The sequence below is a fragment of the Frigoribacterium sp. CF331 genome (assembly GCF_057787905.1).
The window spans coordinates 1,625,549-1,643,899 of the sequence record NZ_CM173545.1 but is presented as its reverse complement, the minus strand read 5'-3'; the positions used below and the strand labels follow the sequence as shown (position 1 = coordinate 1,643,899).

Genomic DNA, 18,351 nt, shown 5'->3' with positions numbered 1-18,351 from the left:
CGCGCGAGCTGTCGGGCGGTCGAGCTGTCGGGTGGTCGAGTGGTCGAGCGGTCGAGCGGTCGAGCGGTCGAGCGGTCGAGCGGTCGCGGATCGTCCTCCACGCGCCCCTGAACGACGATTCGGGACCACTCGACCCAGGCCGGGTACGACCTACGGCGACTGGCGGCGGTTCCACGAGGCGCGGACGACGGCGTCGAGGGCGCTCGAGAGGTCGGTGCACCACCAGCGACGTTCGGGCGCGGCGGAGAGCGTGAGTTCGTAGCCGGCCTCGGTCTGGGCCACCGAGCCGACGACGACCACGGCGCCGCGTTCCGAGCGTCGGACGTCGACGACGCGCCAGCGACCCCGACCGACGACGTCGAGCCGGAGGTCGAGTGCACTCGCGACCGGGCCGTGTCCGGGCCAGGCCGTGCCCGACCGGCCGCTCCCACCGTCGATCAGCATGGCCGCCTCCCTCTCGGCACGCCCCTGTGCGCTCCGACGAGGTGCACGGTAGACACGCGACCTGACAGCGGGCGGGGTTGACGCCGGGGGCCCGGCGTGCTGCGCGTACCCCGACGGGTCGAGCTCGCGCGGGCCCGCGGCCCGGACGTCCGGGCCCGCGCCTGTCAGGGTGGGGGCATGTCGTCCCCCACCGCGTCGTCCGAGCGCGCTGCCCTCGAGGCCCTGCGCGCCTCCGTCCTCTCGACCCGGGGAGGCGCGGTGGACGACAGCATCCCGCAGCTCGCCGCGGCCGACCCCGAGCTGTTCGGGGTCGCCGTGGTGCGGCCCACCGGCGAGACGGTCGCCGCCGGCGACTCGGCCCACGCGTTCTCGATCCAGTCGGCGGTGAAGCCGTTCGTCTTCGCGCTGGCCCTCGCCGACACGGGCGGCGACGCCCTGGACGCGGTGGGCATCGAACCGACCGGCGAGGCGTTCGACGCGCTCGAACTCGAGGCCGGCACCGGACGTCCGCCGAACCCGATGGTGAACGCGGGCGCCCTGCTGACCGCGAACCTCGTGGCGGGCGACTCGTGCGACGAGCGGACGGCACGCATCGTCGCCGGCCTCGGTGCCTTCGCGGGTCGCACCCTCGACTACGACCGCGAGGTGAGCGAGTCCGAGCAGCTGCTCGGCGACCGGAACCACGCCCTGGCGCACCTGATGCGGTCCGAGGGCACGCTGCACGAGACGGCCGACGACGCCGTAGCCGTCTACGCCCGCGCCTGCTCGGTGCTGGTCGACGCCGAGGCCCTGGCCGTGATGGGTGCGACGCTCGCCTTCGGCGGCCGCAACCCGGTGACCGGCGAACAGGTCGTCGACGCCCGCGTCGCGCGAGACGTGGTCTCGGTCATGGCGACCTGCGGCGTCTACGACGGGTCGGGCCGCTGGATGCGGGCCGTCGGCGTCCCGGCGAAGTCGAGCGTCTCGGGTGCGATCGTCCTGTCGGCGCCGAACCGGCTCGGGGCCGCCGTGTTCAGCCCGCCGCTCGACGAGCAGGGTACGAGCGTGCGCGGCGCCGAGTTGGCCCGCCGGCTGAGCGACGAGCACGACCTGCACTCGTTCGGCTTCCGCCGCTGAGACGACCGAGGCCCACGGCGGGCCTCCTGGGATCAGGAGCCGCCGTGGGCCTCGACGAGTGGGGCCGGGTCTCAGGCCTGGACGTCTCCGCGCCAGCCGCCGTCGACGTTGCCCTCGCGCTCGATGAACTCCTTGAAGTTCTTGAGGTCTTTCTTGATGGCGTGGTTGTCCGCACCGAGCGAGCCGCCGAGCTTCTCGAGGAAGCCCTCGGGCGTCCAGTCGATCTGCACCGTGAGGCGGGTCTCGTCGTCGCTCAGCTTGTGGAACGTGATCACGCCGGCGTGGTCGACCTCGCCGCCCGTGCTGTTCCAGGCGACGCGCTCGTCGGGGTGCTGCTCGGTGATCTCGGCCTCGAAGGTCTTCTCGACCGGCCCGACCTTGACCTTCCACACGGTGAGGGTGGGGGTGGTCTGGGTGATGGACTCGACCTCGTCGAGGAACTTCGGGAACTCCTCGAACTGGGTCCACTGGTTGTAGGCGACGCTGACGGGGACGTTGACGTCGATGGTCTCGATGGCCTGTGCCATGGTGCACTCCTTGCTGACGGTGTTCAGAATTCGTGGGCGGCGCCGAGTCGGCGTCGTGCCCTGCCGTGAACGGTAGGAGGCGCGGGTCGGCTTCGCCCACGTGCGGAGGCAACGGTCAGGTGGCGGGTGACGCCGCCCACCGCGCCGCCGCACACTACTCGCGTGCCGGCCCTGTGCGTTGCGTCGCGGGCTCGGCCGTCGCGGGCTCAGCCGTCGCGGGCTCAGCCGTCGCGGGCTCAGCCGTCGCGAGCTCAGCCGTCGCGAGCTCAGCCGTCGCGGGCTCAGGACGAGGCGCTGCGGCGGGCGGCGAGTTCGGTGTCGATCTCCTCGATGCGGGCCAGGTTGCGCAGCAACCGGAGGAAGTCGGCTGCGGCTGCTTCGACGTCGCAGTAGGTGCGGACGCTCTGTTCCTCGATGAGACCTCGCTCGTCGAGGAAGTAGGTGCTCCACACCTCGTCCCGTCGAGCGAGGACGAGCGCGAAGGGCTTCCCCGTCGTCGCGTCCCCGATGACGGCGTTCAGGTGGCCGAGTCCGCCGGCGTCGACCTGGGTTCGGAGGGCGGCCAGGGTGCGCGCGACCATCGTCATGACGGTTCTCCTGCTCGGCGGCGTCGGTCTCGAAGTTCGTCCTGGATCTCGAGCTTGCGATGCTGCGACCTCAGACGGTCGAGGAAGTCGGCCACGGCCGAGACCTCGTCGGGGAACGCATGCAGGCTCGCTTCCTCCACGGCCGCTCGTTCGTCGATGTAGAAGGTGCTCCACACACCGTCGCGTCGCGCCACGGCGAGACAGTCCGGGCGCCTGAGGTACACGTCACCGAGAGCGACACGGACGCGGTTCAAGCCCTCCGCCTCCATCTGCGCAGGCAGCGATTCGAGGCTCATCGCCGCGCGCTCGACGTCGCGCTCCCGTTGAAGGTCGCGGAGGAGCTTCTTCAGCCGGAGCAGGACGAGGAAGTCCTCCAGCGCCTCGGACTCGCTCGGGTAGGTCCGCACGCTCTCGTCGATGACCGTCGCCCGCTCGTCGGTGGAGAAGGTCACCCAGGCATCGTCGCGTCGCGTGACGACGAGGCAGTCCGTCCTGTTCGCGTGGTCACCGTCGACGACGTGTCCCAGGTCGTGGAGTCCCTCTGCCGCCATGACGGCGTGCACCGACTCGATCGTGGCCATGTCATGCCCTCCCCGGTCGGTCGTCTCGTGACGCCCGCCACGTCTCGTGGGCGAGCCTGTTCTTCTCCCTGATGCGCGACATGATCACGTCCTCGTCGGCCCTCAGCCTCATGAGACGCAGGAAGTCGTCCAGAGCGTCGGAGAGTTCCTCGTCCGTGCGAACGCCGGTCTCCTCGACACCGGCCCGCTCGGTGGTCGAGAACGAGGTCCAGACGCCGTCTCGTCGGGTCAGGACCAGGGCGTCCGCCGAACTGCCGTGATCGTCTCCGATCACGTGGGCGAACCTGTCGAGCCCCTCGGCCTCGATCGTGGCGACCGACTCCTCGAGGCTCTTCCCTCGCGATCGACGATCAGCCATCGGGCTCCAGGCCCGCGTCGAGGACGGCCCGCAGCTCCTCCAACCGAGCGACGTTCCGCAACTGGGACATGAACTCCATCCGTCCACTTCCGCTCCTCCTCGAAGTCCGTTCACGTCACTCACGCTCATGGACTCTTGAGCACCGGCTAGACGTCCTTCTCAGCCGCGGCCTCGGAACGGAGCCGCTTGACGAGCGCGATGCCGTTCAGGAGGACGAGGAAGCCCTCGACCGCCGACCGCTCATCCGGATACGTCCGGACGCTCTTGACCCTGGTCAGCCCTCTTTCATCCCTGACGAAGGTGCTCCAGACTCCTTCGTCCTGGGCGATGACGAGTGCGTATGGACGCCGTGTCTCCGCGTCACCGATCAGAAAGTTCAGATGCCCGAGTCCTAGTCGATCCACGCGGTTCGTCAACGAGGCCAGAGTGTTCGAATCGTCGTCAGTCACGGATCTCCTCAAGTAAGCCGATGCTCATCAGATCCTCGACGCTCATGGGCAGAACGATCTGCGTGCCTCCCCCAGCTTGGCCGAAGCCCGGCGCAATGGGTCCTCTGAGAAGATGCATGTCGTCCCATGTGACGCCGAAGACGGCCATCTGCGTCTCGAATGCCAGACGAACCTTGGCGTCACTCCGATCGAAGGCGCCACGGATGTCAGAGAGGTCACCTGTTACACGGTAGGTGTGTTCCACACCTTCGTCCCGGACCCACGGCGTGGCCCTCTGGTCGTGACTGAAAGGCACACCATCGTCCGGGACAGGTGAAACGAAGATTCCTTCGGCCGATCCGGCCCTGTCGACGAGTGATCCCAGAGCAACGCTTGGGTCCCTCTCGATGATCGAAACACCCTGCTCATCGAGCGCGAACCCCATGGGGGGAACGTCGTCCCAATTCACTCGCCCGTCCGCGCCGAGGAACCGAGAGTCTGCCGGAATGCGCTGATCTGAGGGCCAGACGCCGCGATCCCGGAATGCTGTGCCCGCCTCGTGGTCCATCACGTCCAAGTAGTCGGCCAACTGGTTGCGGGTCATCGAACTACCGTCGATGATCGGGGTGAGGTCCTTCTTCCCCGTGGTGTCTGTGATCGGACCCGTCGGGGCGTCCTTGAACGGGGCTGGCGAAGCGGGGGCGTCGCCACCCGAGCCACCCGTTCCGGCATCGCCGTCGGCGCGACCGGGCTGGTCGGCCGCGGGGGCGTCGTCGACGTGACCCGCGCCTCCTGCGTCCTCGCGGACGGGCGGGGCCGACGCGTCGTCGCCGCGGACCGGCCCGGGCGTCGCGTCGGGGCCGTCGACCCGCGCGGGCGGGGGCGCGAGGCCGTCGGAGCGGACGTCGACGACGTCGTCGAGGCGGTCGAGCTGCTCGCCGAGGCGCGACGGGGCGTCCGGTCCCCCGGCCGTCGAGCGGGGGCCGTCAGTCGGCACCCTCAGGCGCTCCGACAGGCCGGTGAAGGCGTGTCCCACGTGCGTCAGGCCGTTGCGCAACGCCGAGCCCTCGGGGGCCCGGAGGCCGGCCCGTTCGACCGCGCCGCCGAGCCGCGCGAGGCCTGACGTCGCCTTCGTCGCACCGACGGCCGCACCTCCGACCGGGACGAAGAACGACGCCACGCCGAGGGTCGCGAAGGTGCCGGCCGCGACCGGGTCCTCGTCGTACATCTCGGGCGTGCCGACGATGCCTTGCACGACGCCTTCGAGCGTGGAGCGGTACCAGTCGATCGCGGGCTGAGCGGGCGCCGATTCTGCACCCGGGGGTGCGTACGCCAGCGCGATCGTCGCCGGACTCGTGATGAGGATGGCCCCGAGCCCCTGCAGCAGGCCGCTCCAGGCCTGCAGGCCGAACTCCTTGGTGACGCCCGTGCCGCCCTGGATGTCCCAACCCACCAGGGCCGCGGCTCCGTAGCCCGCCTCGGCGATGAACATGCCGAGGCCCGTGCCCATCGACTCGGAACAGGTCTTGTGCGGGTCGCCCGGGGCGCCGTAGGGCAGGTCCTTCATCGAGTCGAGCTGCTCGGCCGTGAACGCGACCTGCTCGCGGAAGCACATCGGGTCGGTGCGCAACGCATTGATGCCGTTCTCGCACTCGGCTCGGGCGGCGTCGATCTTGGCGACCTCGGCGTTCACCTCGCCGAGCAGCTCGTCATTGCGGTTGCGCGAAGGGATGTGGTCGTACCACTCGACGGTGACCTCGTCGGGCCCGCTCGAGATGTACGAGTTGTAGCTCTCCGTGCTGTAGGTGACGCCGCCGGACACCTCGGCGGTGAAGGCCTCGGCCTCGGTGACGAGCTCCTTCAGGCGCGCCACGGGCGCGGCGACGGCGCTTGCCAGGTCGTCGAGCAGCGTCGCGACCTTGCCGAACGTGTCGCCGAGGGTCTGCGTGCTCGTGCCGACCGGGTCCATGGCGACGAACAACTGCTCGGCCTCGGGCGCCGCGTAGACACCCGACAACCCTGACCACGACGTGACGACTCCCGCGCCCTGCTCGGCGATCGCGGTCGCCGTGCTGCGGAAGGTCGCGGCGGACCCCGAGATGGCGGCCGGGTCGATGGTGACGCCGGGGATCGCTCCGGGGACGATCAGCGAGGGGCTCATCGCGGCACCCCCGGGCTCGACGCGGGCGGGATGCCGGCGGCGCTCTGCTCGTTCGCCAGGGCGGGCGCCTGGGACGCGGCCGTCACGGCGGCGGACTGCGCGTTCGCCGCCATCTCCTCGTCGCCGGCCACGTAGGCGATCGTCGCCTCGGCAGCACCGGCGCCGCAGGAGTCGATGCGGTTCACGACCGACGTGAGGGTCGTCGTCTGGGACTCGATCAACCCGAACACGGCGTTGGCGACGCCGACGAGCAGGTCGCCGACGCCGCCGCTCAGTTCCTCGTGGCCGGTCGCGAGGCCCTCGGCCGCCGTGCCGAGGTCGCCGGCCGAGACCTGGACGTCGGCCAGGACCGCCTGCACCCCGCTGGGCGAGATCGACCACGAACTCATGCGCCTGCTCCCTCGTTCGTCGTCGACGGTGGCACGGTCGCGGACGCCGCCGGCGCCGCGGTCACGGGCGCCGCGGTCACAGGCGCCGCGGTCGCGGGCCTCGGCCCGCCCGGAACCGCCTCGACGACGACCCGGCCCCCGGTGCCACGGACGAGCGCCTGGACGACCGCGTCGGACACCGGGTCGGTGCCCGGCGCGTACGCCTCGGTCAGCCAGCTGCCCGCCTCGATCTCCACCCCGAGCAGGACGGACGCGTCGGCCGGGTCCTCGACGTACGTGCTGCGCACGATGGCCAGAACGAGTCCGTCGTCGGTCGCGATCTGCAGCCCGCCGCCCTTCCAGAGCTTGCCGAGGCCGAGGTCCGGGTCGATCTCGGCGGCCGCGCGGGCGCCGTCGACGGCGGTCACGGGACCGGGCGTCACCACGGTGTACTCACGAGGCACGGCGCACCCCCGGCGGGGTCATCGCGGCGAGGACCTCGTCGGCACCGACGACGTCGACCGCGTCGGCGAAACGGTGCCAGCGGGCGGCGGCGGCGGCACCGTCGTCAGCACCCGCACCGGCGCCGGCGTCACCGGCCGGCCCCTCGTCGAACGACACGAGCACCGACGGCGTCCGCGACGACCCGAGCACCCGTCCGCCCACCCGACGGACGAGACCCTCGACGTCCAGGTGCACGTCCCGCACGCTCCGGGCCCCGACGACGGCGGCCACCGGCTGCGGCGCCACCCGGTCGTGGGCGGACACCGTCGCGTCGGCCCGGCCGGACATCGACCACGCCGTGGCCAGGAGGACATGCTGTCGACCGGCCACGTCGGCGAGGGCGTCCGCGACGACGCCCGGGGCGACGGCACCGGTCACGATGATCCGGGTCTCCTCGACGACCCCGTCGGCGCTGCGCGAGACGCGCACCCACCCGCGGTACCTCGGCCCCGAGGCGTCGCCTCCGGCCACGTGGAACCGCGTCTCGGACGGCATGCGGCTGCGCGCCGCGGCCGTGAAGAAATCGCGGTCCCAGACCGCGGTGGCCGGCTCGGTCGTCCCCCACAGGGTCCGTGTGCCGGGCGCGAGGGCCTCGACGAGTCGCTCGAGCGTGCCGCCGAGTCGGGCCTCGGCCCGCGCCCGGTGATGCGTGACGACGGCGAGCTGCGTCCAGGGGACGGCGCCAGGGTCGGCCGCGCGCCCCTCGTCGAGCCGGACCGACGACGGCGCCTCGTCCCGCGGCAGGGGGTAGCCGTCCTCGGTCACCCCGAGCCCGTGCGCCGGCGAACGCACCGGCTCGAGCGTGATCGCTCGGCGCAGCGAACCGTCGGAGGCGCGGGTCAGCCAGACGCCGCCGAGCAGGTCGAGCAGGTGGAACAGCGAGTACGTGAGCCGCGAGTCCGGGCCGGTGACGAGCGCGACGCGGGTGCCGAACTCGGCACCATCGACGAAGAGGGCCGACAGGCCGCTCGAGACCCCGACGACGGGCTTGCTCGACCTCGACTCGACCCACCCGGGCCCGTGCGTGTCGAGCAGGGGGTGCAGCAGCTTCACGGACGTCGTGGCATCGTCGGTCATGGCTTCCCCCCGGTAGCGGCGACGTCCATCGTACGGGGACGACGCCTCCGACCGCGGTCCCTCGATCGGCCCACCGGCGCGTCCCCCGAGCGCCTCGGCCCGCCTAGGCTCGGACGATGCCCTCGCCAGCCCCCGACCCGCACCGCCTCGACCGACGGCGACGGGTCCGGAGGCACGGCACGTTCGCCGCCGTGCTCGTCGCCGGGCTGGTCGTGATGGCCGGGGCGGCGTACCTCTTCTCCGACGTGTACGCCGCCGTCACCGACGACGAGAGCATCGCCCTGCTCGACCAGCCGACCCTGCGGCTGGCCATGCAGGCGCGCTCCCCCTGGCTGGACACCGCCCTGACCGTCTACACGAACGTCGCCGGGGTGATCGCGCTGCCGATCCTCGGGCTGCTGGTGGTCGTCGTGCTCGCGGTCCGGCGCCGCGAGTGGGTGCCCGTCGTGCTCGGCCTGTCGGCGGGTGCCGGCTCGCTGCTGATGACCCAGGCCGGCAAGGAGCTCTTCGGCCGCGACCGCCCGCCGATGTCGGACGCGGTGCCGCCGTACGAGACGAGCGCGTCCTTCCCGTCCGGGCACACCCTGAACGCCACGGTCGTCGTCGGCATCGTCGCGTACCTGCTGGTGCTGCGCCAGACCCGGCGGTCGATGCGTGCGCTGACGATCACGGCGGCCGCGGTGTTCGCCCTGACGATCGGCCTCAGCCGCGTCTACCTCGGGCACCACTGGCTGACCGACGTGGTGGGTGCCTGGCTGCTGGCGCTCGCGTGGCTCGCCGTGCTGGTGGTCGCACACCGGATCTGGCTGCGCCTCGGCAGACCGGACGGTGGAGAAGAGAGCGAGTGACGGGAATCGAACCCGCGCTATCAGCTTGGGAAGCTGAAGTTCTACCATTGAACTACACTCGCGCAGCGCCTCGAGGGCGCGTCAGACCACTATAGCGGCCCGCGCCTCCCGTGCCCTCTCGGCCGCCTCTCGGTGTCGCACCGCCGGGTGGACATGACACCGCCGAATGCGGCGGTGCGATGTCCACGTCGCGGTGCGACACCGCCGGCCACCGCGCGGGCGGCCCCGGGAGGCGCGCTCAGGCTCCGGTCGCGACCGAGACGATGCGCAGGTCGACGGATGCCGGCGGCACGGGCTCCCCGCTCACGCGGTCGAGCAGCGCCTGGGCGACCGCGCGGGCCACGAGCGGCCCGGAGCCGCTCTCGTCCACGGCGATGTCGAGCGTGATGCGGGTCTCGAGGTCGGCCACGGCGATGCCGACGAGCGGGACGGGCCGCCCGGGGGCCGCCGCGGCGGCGGCCTCGGCGGACGAGGGGTCGGCGCGCTCGACGTCGGGGACCTCGGGGGCCGACGCCGCGCCTCCAGCGGGCGAGCCGTCGCCCGGCACGGTCGAGCCCACGACGCCGCCGCCGCCCACGACGGCGCTCAGCCCCTGCAGGGCCGAGCGCACGACGCTGCCGAAGCCGGGGCGGGCCCGCACGTGGACGACGCCGTCGACCGAGGCCGCGATCTCACCCAGCTCGGCCGCGAGCAGCGAGAGGTCGGCCGGGCTGATCCCGGCGTCCGGGTCGTGGTCGCTCATGCCGCGCCTCCTTCGCCGTGCAGGTGCACGTCGTCCACGGTGACGTCCACGCTCTCGATCGTCAACTCGGTCTGGCGCGACAGTCGTGACGAGACGGCCTCGCGGACGGCGTCGGCGAGCGCCGGCAGCGACCGGCCGAACAGGCCGCTGACGACGACCTCGACGCGGACGAGGGCCCCGGGCACGCTGACGTCGCCTCGGATCGAGCACGAGATCACCATCGCCCCCTCGACCCCGTCGCCCGCCTCGCGGATGAGCGCCCGTACCGCGCCCTCGGTGATGTGGAGGGTCGAGCGGTCGTCGATCGACGTGAGCGGGATCTGTCGACCGGCCCGGGACTCGAGTCGCACGCGGTCCATGACGCCGGCGATCCAGCTCGGGTCGGGGGCGGGGGTCGCCGCGGCGTCGGCCTCGAGCAACCGCGCACCCATGGACCGCAGCCGTTCGAGGGCGGCGAGCTGCGCGGTGGCCTCGGGCGACTCCTCGATCTCGGGGTCGTAGGGCTGCCGGCCGGCGTCGAGGTAGTCGACGAGGCGCTCGGGCGAGAGGCCGTCGTCGGCGTCGGCGTCGACGTCGTCTGCCGTGTCGTCGCCGGACGCGGGCGCGTCACCGTCGCCCGGGTCACCCACGGTCCGGTCGCCGACGGCCTCCTCGAAGGCGTCCTCGGGCAGCTGCTCGTGCTCGACGACCGCGCTCAGGTCGACGGCCACGTCGGGCGGCGTCGGGTCTTCGTGGGCGTGGTCGGTGCCGTGTGGTCGGTCGCTCATCGCCAGGCCTCCATCTCACGGGTCAGTGTCTCTCGGGCCCGGGCGAGCTGCCCCCGGACCGCCGTCACGGTGCTGCCCGTCCGTTCGGCGATCTCGGTGTACGACTCCCCGCCGACCTCGCGCAGGGCCCACACCCGTCGTTGACTCGCGGGCAGTCGGGCGAGCGCCGAGCGCAACGCCTCCATGGCGTCGTTCGACGCGGCCAGGCGTTCCGGATCGGTCGTCGGCGTCGCCGAGGCCAACTCGAGGTCGTCGACGTCGTCGGTCAGCCGTCGCGACCGGATCAGGTCGAAGGCCTTGCGCGACACGATGCGCATCATCCAGCCCTTGGCCGCGGCGGGCGTCTGCAGCGTGGGCAGCTCGCGCCAGATCGTGATCGAGGCCTCTTGCACCGCGTCGGTCGCGTCGGCCCGCGAGCCCGTCAACCGGGTCGCGTACGCGGTCATCAGGCCCAGGTGACGTCGCAGCAGCATCTCGAAGGCACGCTCGTCGCCTTCGGCGGCTCGCGAGGCGAGCACCCCGTCGGTGGCCTCGGTCAGGTCTGCCGACATGCCCGCCCCCTCTGGTGGTGCGTCCCTCGCCCGCCGCCCCGAAGACGGGGAGGCGCGGGCCGGGACCCGTGGAAAAGTGCCGACGGGCGCCGTGACGTCCGGATCACCGGACCCGTCACCTTCTTGGATACACCGAAACCGGCCGCGCCGGGTCGGAGGCCTCCGTGGCTCGCGCGACCCGCGCCTCCTGTGCCCCCGGGGTGCGGTCAGCGCACCGCGAGCAGGATCTTGCCGCTGTGGCCGCCGGACTCCATGCGCTTGTGGGCCGTGGCGACGAACTCGAGCGGGTAGACGCTGTCGAGCACGGGCCGGACCGACCCCGCCTCGACCAGCGGCCAGACGTGCTCGCCGACCTCGGCCATGATCGCGCGGCGCTCGTCGAGGGGACGCGCCCGCAGGGTGGTGCCCCAGATCCGGCCCCGCTTGGCCATGAGGCGCGACAGGTCGACCGTGGCCGACGCGCCGCCCTGCACGGCGATCACCATGATGCGTCCGTTCGGGGCGAGCGCCTCGACGTCCCGCGCGACGTAGTCGCCGCCGACCAGGTCGAGCACGACGTCGACGCCGCGTCCGTCGGTCGCCTCGTGGAGCACCTCGACGAAGTCCTCGGCCTTGTAGTCGATGCCGCGCGTGGCGCCGAGCTGCTCGCAGAACGAGGTCTTGTCGGGCGTGCCCGCGGTCGCGTAGACGGTCGAGCCGAGGGCGACCGCCATCTGGATGGCGATCGAGCCGACGCCGCTCGACCCGCCGTGCACGAGGAGGGTCTCGCCCGGCTTCAGCCCGGCGCTCATGAAGACGTTGGACCAGACGGTGGCGACGGCCTCGGGCAGGCCCGCGGCCTCGACGAGGTCGACGCCGCGGGGCAGCGGCAGGACGAGCCCCTCGTCGACCTGCACGCGGTCGGCGTAGCCACCCCCGGACAACAGCGCCACCACGTAGTCGCCGACGGCGACGGCCGTGACGTGCTCGCCGGTCGCGACGACGGTCCCGCTGACCTCGAGCCCCGGCCAGGCGGGTGCCCCCGCGGGCGACGGGTAGTGCCCCTCGCGCTGGTTGACGTCGGCACGGTTGACGCCCGCGGCGGCCACGTCGATCACGACCTCGCGGGGCCCGGGCACCGGTTCGGCCACCTCGGAGACGACGAGGGCCGAGGGCCCTCCGGGCACGGGGACGGTCATGGCACGCATGCGACCATCCTGCCCCCGTGGGCCGGCGACCGCTGACTAGGCTTGGACCCGTGCTGCTCTCCGACCGCGACATCAAGCTCGAGCTCGACGCCGGGCGAATCGGCCTCGACCCCTACGACCCGACGCTGATCCAGCCGTCGAGCATCGACGTGCGGCTCGACCGGCTGTTCCGCCTCTTCGACAACCACAAGTACCCGTTCATCGACCCGGCCGAAGACCAGCCCGAGCTGACCCGCCTGGTCGAGGCCAGGGCCGACGAACCGTTCATCCTGCACCCGGGCGAGTTCGTGCTGGGCAGCACCTACGAGTTCGTCCGCCTGCCCGACGACGTCGCGGCCCGCCTCGAGGGCAAGAGCTCGCTCGGGCGCCTGGGCCTGCTCACGCACTCGACCGCCGGCTTCATCGACCCGGGCTTCGGCGGGCACGTCACGCTCGAGCTGTCGAACGTGGCCACCCTGCCGATCAAGCTCTGGCCCGGCATGAAGATCGGCCAGCTCTGCTTCTTCCGGCTCAGCTCACCGGCCGACCACCCCTACGGCTCGTCCGAGTACGGCTCGCGCTACCAGGGCCAGCGGGGCCCGACCGCCAGCCGGTCGTCACAGGGCTTCGTGCACACGGACGTCTCCGCCCGCGACTGAGCCGCCTCGTCGCCGACCGCAGGAGGCGCGGTCCGGCCGACCCGCGCCTCCTGCGTCCCCGACGCGTGCGGCGCCCTGAGACGAGAAGGGGGTGCGGAAGGAACCCGACTCCCTCCGCACCCCGGCGACACGAGAGAAACCCGACGTCGATCTCGTGCGCTGTGACTCGCGGTCCTGAACCTTTCACCGCGAGGCTTTCTCATTGTGCGTCGGTCTGCCCAACGGGCAAACCCGCCCCTGTCCGAAAAACGAAACGAAGGCCCTGGGTGCGAAGGCGGGGCCGAAACTCACCCGTCAGGCCTCGAGGGTGTCCCGGGGTGAGTGCCCGAACTCGGCCGTGTACTGGGCCGCGAACCGCCCCGGATGCGCGAAGCCCCAGCTCAGTGCGATGCCCGCGACCGTGTGACCGAGGGTCGGGTCGGCCATGACGAGGTCGCCGTGCGCCCCCCGCAGCCGGGCCCGCCGCAGCTCGGCCATGGGGGTCGAGTCGAGGTGACGGCGGAACGCCAGTTGCAGGGCCCGAGGGGTGACCCGGGCCGCCTCGGCGATCTCGACGACGCCGATGTCGTCGTGGGCGTGCTGCTCGATGAACTCCCGTGCCCGGCGGACGGTGGACGGCAGGGGGGCCTGCCCGTCGCCGCCGAGCACGACGACGTTGGTCTCGAACGCCTCGAGGTAGGCCGCGACGAGCGAGCGGAACGCCGAACCGCGGACGAGCGGGCTCGCCATCGCCGCGTCGTTGCGGATGACGTGCTCGTGCACGTGCGTGACGAGCTCGGACCAGTACCGGCCCATCGCGGGCGAGACCGCCTCGGTGGCCAGGGACCTCAGGCCACCGGGCGCGGAGAGCCGCATCGCCGCCAGTTCGTGCTCGACGGCGGCCCGGTCGAGCAGCACCTGGCCGAGGACGAGGTCGAACGACTCCATCGTCTTGGCGTCGTGCGAGGGGAAGGCGATGGGGGTGCCCGGGGCCACCCGGATCTCGTGGCCGCGCGTCGAGAGCGACAGGCGGCCCGCCATCACCCCGCCGGCCACCAGGAACCCCGCGGGCTCGCTCTCGGTCAGCAGTCGACCCCGCCGGTACTCGAAGCGGCACAGGGCGAACCGGGTCTCACCCGACACGGCACGGCTGTAGGTGAAGGGGTCCGGCCCCTCTCCCTCGAGTCGGGTGATCCGGTAGTTCTTCCGGATCAGGGCGTGCGCGACCTCGCGGTCGCTCGTCGACACGCTGCGGACGCGCGGATCGACCTGCGCCCCCAGGGGCGTCGTCACGGGGCGCTGTGGCGCGGGGCGCGGTGGCGCGGGGCGCGGCGCGGCGGCGTGCGGTGCAGCAGGGTGCGGTGCGGCAGCGTGCGGTGCAGCAGGGTTCGGTGGGCGGCTGGTGGCTGATCCGGCGGGCACTGTGGCCGCCTCGGCTGGTGATGACACGGTCGTTCCCCTCGGGTGGGACGGTGATCCGGGGTGGTTGGTCCCGGCTCGGTCGGGCCCGACGACGATGTCGGACGACCATCTGCCGATTATCCACCTGACGAACCCCGAACACCCTGCGTCCGGGGGTCGCCACGGGCCCGGCGGCCTGCTCCGCACGCGCGTAGCGTCGGATCATGGACTACAGAACCCTCGGAAACAGCGGTGCCTCGGTGTCGGAGCTGACCCTCGGCACCATGACGTTCGGCGCCGAAGCCGACGAACCGACCTCTCACGCGATCCTCGACGCCTTCGTGGCGGGCGGCGGCACGCTCGTCGACACCGCCGACGTGTACAGCGCGGGCACGAGCGAGACCATCATCGGCCGCTGGCTGGCCGACCACCCCACCGACGCCGACCAGGTCGTGCTCGCGACGAAGGGGCGGTTCCCGATGGGTGACGGCCCCAACGACGTGGGACTCTCGCGGCGCCACCTCGCGAAGGCCCTCGAGGCGTCCCTCACGCGGCTCGGCGTCGAGCACGTCGACCTCTACCAGATGCACGCCTGGGACCACCTCACCCCGATCGACGAGACCCTCCGATTCCTCGACGACGCGATCAGCGCGGGCAAGATCGGCTACTACGGCTTCTCGAACTACCTCGGCTGGCAGGTGACGAAGGCCGTCGGCCGGGCCGAGGCCCTGGGCTTCGCCCCGCCGGTCACGCTGCAGCCCCAGTACAACCTGCTCGTCCGCGACATCGAGCACGAGGTCGTCCCGGCCTCCCTCGACGCGGGCATCGGCCTGCTGCCCTGGTCGCCGCTCGCCGGCGGCTGGCTGAGCGGCAAGTACGTCCGCGACCAGGCCCCCACCGGCGCCACCCGCCTCGGCGAGGACCCCAAGCGCGGCATGGAGGCCTGGGAGGCGCGCAACGCGGACGAACGCACCTGGACCGTCCTCGACGCGGTCACCTCGATCGCCTCCGCCCACGACGCCTCGGCGTCGCAGGTCGCCCTCGCCTGGCTGCTGCGTCAGCCCGCGGTCACCTCGGTGATCCTCGGAGCCCGCTCGGTCGAGCAGCTCGACGACAACCTGGGCTCGTCCGACCTGGCCGCGGCCCTCACCGACGACGAGGTCGCCCGCCTCACCGCGGCGAGCGCACCCCGCGTCGACGACTACCCCTACGGCACCGCCGGCGTCGCCCAGCGCGACCGCAAGATCACCGGCGGCCGCTGACGAGGAGGCGCGCCGCGCCTCCCGCACGCACCGCGCGTTCCGCACGACGCCAGGAGATGGGCACCGCGCCAGGTCTTCTCCTGGTGTCGTGCCCGTCTCGTGGCGCGGTGCAGCGTGCGGCGACACCGCCGACCAGGCATCCCGCCACGCGGTGAACAGTCCGCCACGACAATGCGTGGCGGACTGTTCACTTCGTGGCGGCGTGGCCCGCGGGCAGCGTGCAGCGGGCAGCGGGCAGTGGGCAGCCGGCGGCGGGCAGCGGTGGGCAGGCAGGGGTGCGCGGCGCGCGGGGGCTCAGCGGTGCAGTGAGGCGGTGGCGCCGACTCGACCGCGCGCCACCCGCACGGCGATCGTGACGACGAGGACGACGGCGGCGGCCACGATCGCCGCCACCCCGGCGACCACGTTCTCGGGTTCGCCGGTCAGGCGGCCGACGGCGATCCAGGCGAGCCCCCACGCCAGCGAGAGGGCCGGAGCGATGCGGCCCCGACCGGCGAAGGCCAGCACGACGCCGACGAGGGCGGCCACGCCGAGCACGACCGACGACCAGAACCCGGCGGCGAAGCCGAACCCGTCGAACCCGGCGTCGACCAGGCCGGCAGCGATGTTGGCGACGGTGGCCACGCTGACCCAGCCGAGGTAGAGGCCGAGGGTGCCGTCGGTGACGATCGCGTCGACCCAGCCCGACGACGCCGTGTGGAAAAGGATGACGAAGATGCGCGCGAGCACGAGCAGCAGCGCGACGATCACGGCGGCGCCGAGCCACACGCTGCCGAGCTGGACGGCCGCGAACAGCCAGGCCGCGTTGAGCAGCAGCGACGCCGCGACCCAGTAGCCGAGGCGGCGGTGCCGGGTGACGGCCCGCTGCCCGGGCAGCGCCTGGTGGATCGCGTAGGCGACGAGGCCCAGGTAGATGACGCTCCAGATGCTGAAGGCGGTCGTCGCGGGGGCGACGGCCGTGGCCGTCGCGCTCAGCGCGCCGCCCGCGGCGTCCGAGACCGAGACTCCCCCGAACGCGCCCGAGCCGTAGGCGGCCAGCACGATGGCGAGCACCGCGGTGACGACCACCACGATCTGGCGGACGACGTCGCGTGACGTCGCGGCTCCGGCGGGGGCGTGGGTGCTCGAGTTCGCGGTCATGCCGTGGACGCTAGTCGCGCCTCCGGTCCGATCTCTTAGTTGCTAAGAGGATTGCCAGGGAGGCGCGGTGCCAGTGCGCGGGGAGTCGCGCGGGAGGCGCGGTGCGGTCGGTCACCCCACCTGCACGGGCGGCCCGGCGGCGAGCAGCACCGCGAACACGACGACGACGGCCACGACGAGCAGCACCAGGGCGAGCACGAGGTGCCCGAGCATCCAGCGCAGCAGCCGGTCGAGGGGCCGTCGGTCACGGGGGTCGTCGGTGGCCGTGCGACGCCAGTCGCCGGAGAGCAGCCCGCGACGGTCGATCCACCGCTCGACGGGCAGCGAGGCGAAGGGCACGACGGCGCTCGCCAGGGCGGCCACCGTCACGCCACCCGACCACCGCTGGTTCACGGCGACGACGACGCCCGCCACGAGGTACGCCAAGAACACGAACCCGTGGATGGGCCCGGCCACGCTCACCGGCCAGTCGCCGACCCGTACCGCGTACTTGAGGATCATCCCCACGATCAGCAGCGACCACGTCACCACCTCGGCGACGGCGAACGATCGGAAGAGGGTGCGAGGTGACACGAGGTGCTCCTGGTGAGGGGGCCGACGGGGTACGCGACCATGGTCTCAGCCCGCGCCTGGACGCGGGCCGGAGGCCCGGCCCGCCCGTGGGCGGCTGCCGTGAGGGCCGCCGTTGGGGGCTGCCGTGAGGGCCGCCCGTGGGCGCTGCCGGCGGGCCGCCGGTGGCCCGCCCGTGGGCGGCTGCCGCGGGCGCGGCCGACGGGCCTGGCGCGAGCGGGGGCCGTGCGGATCGGTCCGACGTGGCCGGGGAGGCGCGGGGCGACGCGACCACGCACCTCGCGTACCCCTCTTGCTGGGTGCCGACCCGCGCCTCCTCGTTTTGATGGGGCGCATGACGACACTCGCGATCATCGGAGCAGGCAAGGGGCTCGGCGCTGCCGTGGCCCGACGATTCGGCGCGGAGGGCTTCAGCGTCGCGTTGATCTCACGGCACCAGGGACGCCTCGACGCGCTGGCCGCCGACCTGGGCGACGACGGCGTGACCGCCCAGGGCTTCACGGCCGACGTGCGCGACCCGGCGAGCATCGCCACCGCGCTCGAGCAGGCGACCGAGCAGCTCGGGCCGATCCAGGTGATGCAGTACAGCCCGCTGCCGCAGAAGGACTTCATGCGGCCCGTGCTCGAGACCATGCCGGCGGACCTGGTCGGACCGGTCGAGTTCTCGATCTACGGGCCCGTCGCGGCCGTCCACCAGGTGCTGCCCGGCATGCGGTTCCTGCCCGACGGCGGGGGCACCATCCTCTTCGTCAACGGCGGGTCCGCCGTCACCCCGGGCGCGAAGGTCACCGGCACGTCGATCGCGTTCGCGGGACTGACCGCCTACGCGCAGCTGCTGCACGACGAACTCGCCGACGAGGGCATCCACGTCGGCCAGCTGATCATCCCCGGCGGCATCGAGCCGGACAGCAGCGACAAGAGCCCCGAGGCGCTGGCCGAACTGCTCTGGCAGCAGCACGTCACCCGGGGCGAGTTCCGCACCACCGCCCCCGAGAAGGGCTCGCCGGCCTGACGCCGGGCCTGCTGGCGGCGGGCTCTGGGCTCTGCCCGTCGCCCCGTGAACCCGGTTTCGAACCGTGAACCCGTTTCCTCGTGGGTTCATCGTTCGCAACCGG

The 18,351-nt window shown here is 72.6% G+C and carries 22 protein-coding genes and 1 tRNA gene; 5 read left to right on the top strand and 18 right to left on the bottom strand.

The window, feature by feature from the left end:
* Positions 1–150: 150 nt before the first annotated feature.
* Positions 151–444, bottom strand: a complete 294-nt coding sequence (locus tag AC3CCI_RS07720) for a hypothetical protein (RefSeq protein ID WP_488628625.1) — start codon at positions 442–444, stop codon at positions 151–153.
* A gap of 177 nt (positions 445–621) precedes the next feature.
* On the opposite strand from AC3CCI_RS07720, the gene glsA reads away from it, so the two are divergent.
* On the top strand, positions 622–1,560 hold the full coding sequence (glsA, locus tag AC3CCI_RS07715) for a glutaminase A (RefSeq protein ID WP_354593876.1): 939 nt from the start codon (positions 622–624) through the stop codon (positions 1,558–1,560).
* Positions 1,561–1,631: 71 nt separating this feature from the next.
* On the opposite strand, the gene AC3CCI_RS07710 is transcribed toward glsA, so the two are convergent.
* The 9 genes from AC3CCI_RS07710 to AC3CCI_RS07670 form a co-directional block, all read right to left on the bottom strand.
* Positions 1,632–2,087, bottom strand: a complete 456-nt coding sequence (locus AC3CCI_RS07710) for an SRPBCC family protein (protein ID WP_056260395.1) — start codon at positions 2,085–2,087, stop codon at positions 1,632–1,634.
* Between the two features lie 281 nt (positions 2,088–2,368).
* Positions 2,369–2,674, bottom strand: a complete 306-nt coding sequence (locus AC3CCI_RS07705; RefSeq protein WP_488628624.1) for a hypothetical protein — start codon at positions 2,672–2,674, stop codon at positions 2,369–2,371.
* A complete protein-coding gene (locus AC3CCI_RS07700) occupies positions 2,671–3,237 on the bottom strand; it encodes a hypothetical protein (RefSeq protein WP_488628623.1) in 567 nt (188 codons plus the stop codon). Before AC3CCI_RS07700 ends, AC3CCI_RS07705 begins: the two co-directional genes overlap by 4 nt.
* Before the next feature lie 19 nt (positions 3,238–3,256).
* On the bottom strand, positions 3,257–3,736 hold the full coding sequence (locus AC3CCI_RS07695) for a hypothetical protein (protein WP_488628622.1): 480 nt from the start codon (positions 3,734–3,736) through the stop codon (positions 3,257–3,259).
* A 23-nt stretch (positions 3,737–3,759) separates the two neighbouring features.
* Entirely contained in the window at positions 3,760–4,062 is a 303-nt protein-coding gene (locus AC3CCI_RS07690) for a hypothetical protein (protein WP_354593880.1), read from the bottom strand.
* Positions 4,055–6,202, bottom strand: coding sequence for a glycohydrolase toxin TNT-related protein (locus tag AC3CCI_RS07685; RefSeq protein WP_488628621.1), 2,148 nt, complete (start codon positions 6,200–6,202; stop codon positions 4,055–4,057). Before AC3CCI_RS07685 ends, AC3CCI_RS07690 begins: the two co-directional genes overlap by 8 nt.
* Entirely contained in the window at positions 6,199–6,591 is a 393-nt protein-coding gene (locus AC3CCI_RS07680; RefSeq protein ID WP_488628620.1) for a DUF6507 family protein, read from the bottom strand. The genes AC3CCI_RS07685 and AC3CCI_RS07680 overlap by 4 nt, the downstream gene beginning before the upstream one ends.
* Entirely contained in the window at positions 6,588–7,034 is a 447-nt protein-coding gene (locus AC3CCI_RS07675) for a hypothetical protein (RefSeq protein WP_488628619.1), read from the bottom strand. The genes AC3CCI_RS07680 and AC3CCI_RS07675 overlap by 4 nt, the downstream gene beginning before the upstream one ends.
* The gene (locus AC3CCI_RS07670) at positions 7,024–8,151 is read right to left on the bottom strand and encodes a DUF6177 family protein (protein WP_488628618.1); all 1,128 of its coding nucleotides are present in this window, start codon (positions 8,149–8,151) and stop codon (positions 7,024–7,026) included. Before AC3CCI_RS07670 ends, AC3CCI_RS07675 begins: the two co-directional genes overlap by 11 nt.
* A 116-nt stretch (positions 8,152–8,267) precedes the next feature.
* On the opposite strand from AC3CCI_RS07670, the gene AC3CCI_RS07665 reads away from it, so the two are divergent.
* Positions 8,268–8,999, top strand: coding sequence for a phosphatase PAP2 family protein (locus AC3CCI_RS07665; protein WP_488628617.1), 732 nt, complete (start codon positions 8,268–8,270; stop codon positions 8,997–8,999).
* Here AC3CCI_RS07665 and AC3CCI_RS07660 read toward each other — a convergent pair.
* The 5 genes from AC3CCI_RS07660 to AC3CCI_RS07640 form a co-directional block, all read right to left on the bottom strand.
* Positions 8,991–9,061 (bottom strand) — tRNA-Gly (locus AC3CCI_RS07660). The two genes, AC3CCI_RS07665 and AC3CCI_RS07660, sit on opposite strands and share 9 nt — an antisense overlap.
* A 176-nt stretch (positions 9,062–9,237) precedes the next feature.
* A complete protein-coding gene (locus AC3CCI_RS07655; RefSeq protein ID WP_488628616.1) occupies positions 9,238–9,741 on the bottom strand; it encodes a hypothetical protein in 504 nt (167 codons plus the stop codon).
* Positions 9,738–10,508, bottom strand: a complete 771-nt coding sequence (locus tag AC3CCI_RS07650) for an Asp23/Gls24 family envelope stress response protein (RefSeq protein WP_488628615.1) — start codon at positions 10,506–10,508, stop codon at positions 9,738–9,740. Before AC3CCI_RS07650 ends, AC3CCI_RS07655 begins: the two co-directional genes overlap by 4 nt.
* Positions 10,505–11,059, bottom strand: coding sequence for an RNA polymerase sigma factor (locus tag AC3CCI_RS07645; protein ID WP_354593885.1), 555 nt, complete (start codon positions 11,057–11,059; stop codon positions 10,505–10,507). Before AC3CCI_RS07645 ends, AC3CCI_RS07650 begins: the two co-directional genes overlap by 4 nt.
* A 206-nt stretch (positions 11,060–11,265) precedes the next feature.
* Positions 11,266–12,246 carry an NAD(P)H-quinone oxidoreductase gene (locus AC3CCI_RS07640; RefSeq protein ID WP_488628614.1) on the bottom strand — a complete coding sequence of 327 codons (981 nt, stop codon included), beginning with the start codon at positions 12,244–12,246 and terminating at the stop codon, positions 11,266–11,268.
* Positions 12,247–12,296: 50 nt separating this feature from the next.
* Between AC3CCI_RS07640 and dcd the strand changes: the two genes are divergently transcribed.
* A complete protein-coding gene (gene dcd / locus AC3CCI_RS07635; RefSeq protein WP_488628613.1) occupies positions 12,297–12,884 on the top strand; it encodes a dCTP deaminase in 588 nt (195 codons plus the stop codon).
* A 294-nt stretch (positions 12,885–13,178) separates the two neighbouring features.
* On the opposite strand, the gene AC3CCI_RS07630 is transcribed toward dcd, so the two are convergent.
* Positions 13,179–14,156 (bottom strand): helix-turn-helix transcriptional regulator, encoded by a 978-nt coding sequence (locus AC3CCI_RS07630; RefSeq protein WP_488628612.1) that lies wholly within the window; start codon positions 14,154–14,156, stop codon positions 13,179–13,181.
* A gap of 332 nt (positions 14,157–14,488) precedes the next feature.
* Between AC3CCI_RS07630 and AC3CCI_RS07625 the strand changes: the two genes are divergently transcribed.
* Positions 14,489–15,526 (top strand): aldo/keto reductase, encoded by a 1,038-nt coding sequence (locus AC3CCI_RS07625; protein ID WP_488628611.1) that lies wholly within the window; start codon positions 14,489–14,491, stop codon positions 15,524–15,526.
* Positions 15,527–15,820: 294 nt separating this feature from the next.
* Here the strand turns inward: AC3CCI_RS07625 and AC3CCI_RS07620 are convergent, their stop codons facing one another.
* Entirely contained in the window at positions 15,821–16,666 is an 846-nt protein-coding gene (locus AC3CCI_RS07620; RefSeq protein ID WP_488628610.1) for a TspO/MBR family protein, read from the bottom strand.
* Positions 16,667–16,777: 111 nt separating this feature from the next.
* On the bottom strand, positions 16,778–17,239 hold the full coding sequence (locus tag AC3CCI_RS07615; protein ID WP_354593891.1) for a DUF3817 domain-containing protein: 462 nt from the start codon (positions 17,237–17,239) through the stop codon (positions 16,778–16,780).
* 331 nt (positions 17,240–17,570) lie between these two features.
* Here AC3CCI_RS07615 and AC3CCI_RS07610 point away from each other — a divergent pair, with 331 nt between their 5' ends.
* Positions 17,571–18,248, top strand: coding sequence for an SDR family NAD(P)-dependent oxidoreductase (locus AC3CCI_RS07610; protein WP_488628609.1), 678 nt, complete (start codon positions 17,571–17,573; stop codon positions 18,246–18,248).
* The last annotated feature ends 103 nt before the right edge of the window (positions 18,249–18,351 follow it).

What these genes read in the sequence shown, in the direction of transcription:
- AC3CCI_RS07650 (WP_488628615.1), bottom strand. Translation starts at nt 10,508, where the DNA reads ATGAGCGACCGACCACACGGCACCGACCACGCCCACGAAGACCCGACG.
- AC3CCI_RS07705 (WP_488628624.1), bottom strand. Translation starts at nt 2,674, where the DNA reads ATGACGATGGTCGCGCGCACCCTGGCCGCCCTCCGAACCCAGGTCGAC.
- AC3CCI_RS07625 (WP_488628611.1), top strand. Translation starts at nt 14,489, where the DNA reads ATGGACTACAGAACCCTCGGAAACAGCGGTGCCTCGGTGTCGGAGCTG.
- AC3CCI_RS07610 (WP_488628609.1), top strand. Translation starts at nt 17,571, where the DNA reads ATGACGACACTCGCGATCATCGGAGCAGGCAAGGGGCTCGGCGCTGCC.
- AC3CCI_RS07655 (WP_488628616.1), bottom strand. Translation starts at nt 9,741, where the DNA reads ATGAGCGACCACGACCCGGACGCCGGGATCAGCCCGGCCGACCTCTCG.
- AC3CCI_RS07680 (WP_488628620.1), bottom strand. Translation starts at nt 6,591, where the DNA reads ATGAGTTCGTGGTCGATCTCGCCCAGCGGGGTGCAGGCGGTCCTGGCC.
- AC3CCI_RS07685 (WP_488628621.1), bottom strand. Translation starts at nt 6,202, where the DNA reads ATGAGCCCCTCGCTGATCGTCCCCGGAGCGATCCCCGGCGTCACCATC.
- AC3CCI_RS07645 (WP_354593885.1), bottom strand. Translation starts at nt 11,059, where the DNA reads ATGTCGGCAGACCTGACCGAGGCCACCGACGGGGTGCTCGCCTCGCGA.
- AC3CCI_RS07670 (WP_488628618.1), bottom strand. Translation starts at nt 8,151, where the DNA reads ATGACCGACGATGCCACGACGTCCGTGAAGCTGCTGCACCCCCTGCTC.
- AC3CCI_RS07720 (WP_488628625.1), bottom strand. Translation starts at nt 444, where the DNA reads ATGCTGATCGACGGTGGGAGCGGCCGGTCGGGCACGGCCTGGCCCGGA.
- AC3CCI_RS07710 (WP_056260395.1), bottom strand. Translation starts at nt 2,087, where the DNA reads ATGGCACAGGCCATCGAGACCATCGACGTCAACGTCCCCGTCAGCGTC.
- AC3CCI_RS07640 (WP_488628614.1), bottom strand. Translation starts at nt 12,246, where the DNA reads ATGCGTGCCATGACCGTCCCCGTGCCCGGAGGGCCCTCGGCCCTCGTC.
- AC3CCI_RS07665 (WP_488628617.1), top strand. Translation starts at nt 8,268, where the DNA reads ATGCCCTCGCCAGCCCCCGACCCGCACCGCCTCGACCGACGGCGACGG.
- AC3CCI_RS07620 (WP_488628610.1), bottom strand. Translation starts at nt 16,666, where the DNA reads ATGACCGCGAACTCGAGCACCCACGCCCCCGCCGGAGCCGCGACGTCA.
- glsA (WP_354593876.1), top strand. Translation starts at nt 622, where the DNA reads ATGTCGTCCCCCACCGCGTCGTCCGAGCGCGCTGCCCTCGAGGCCCTG.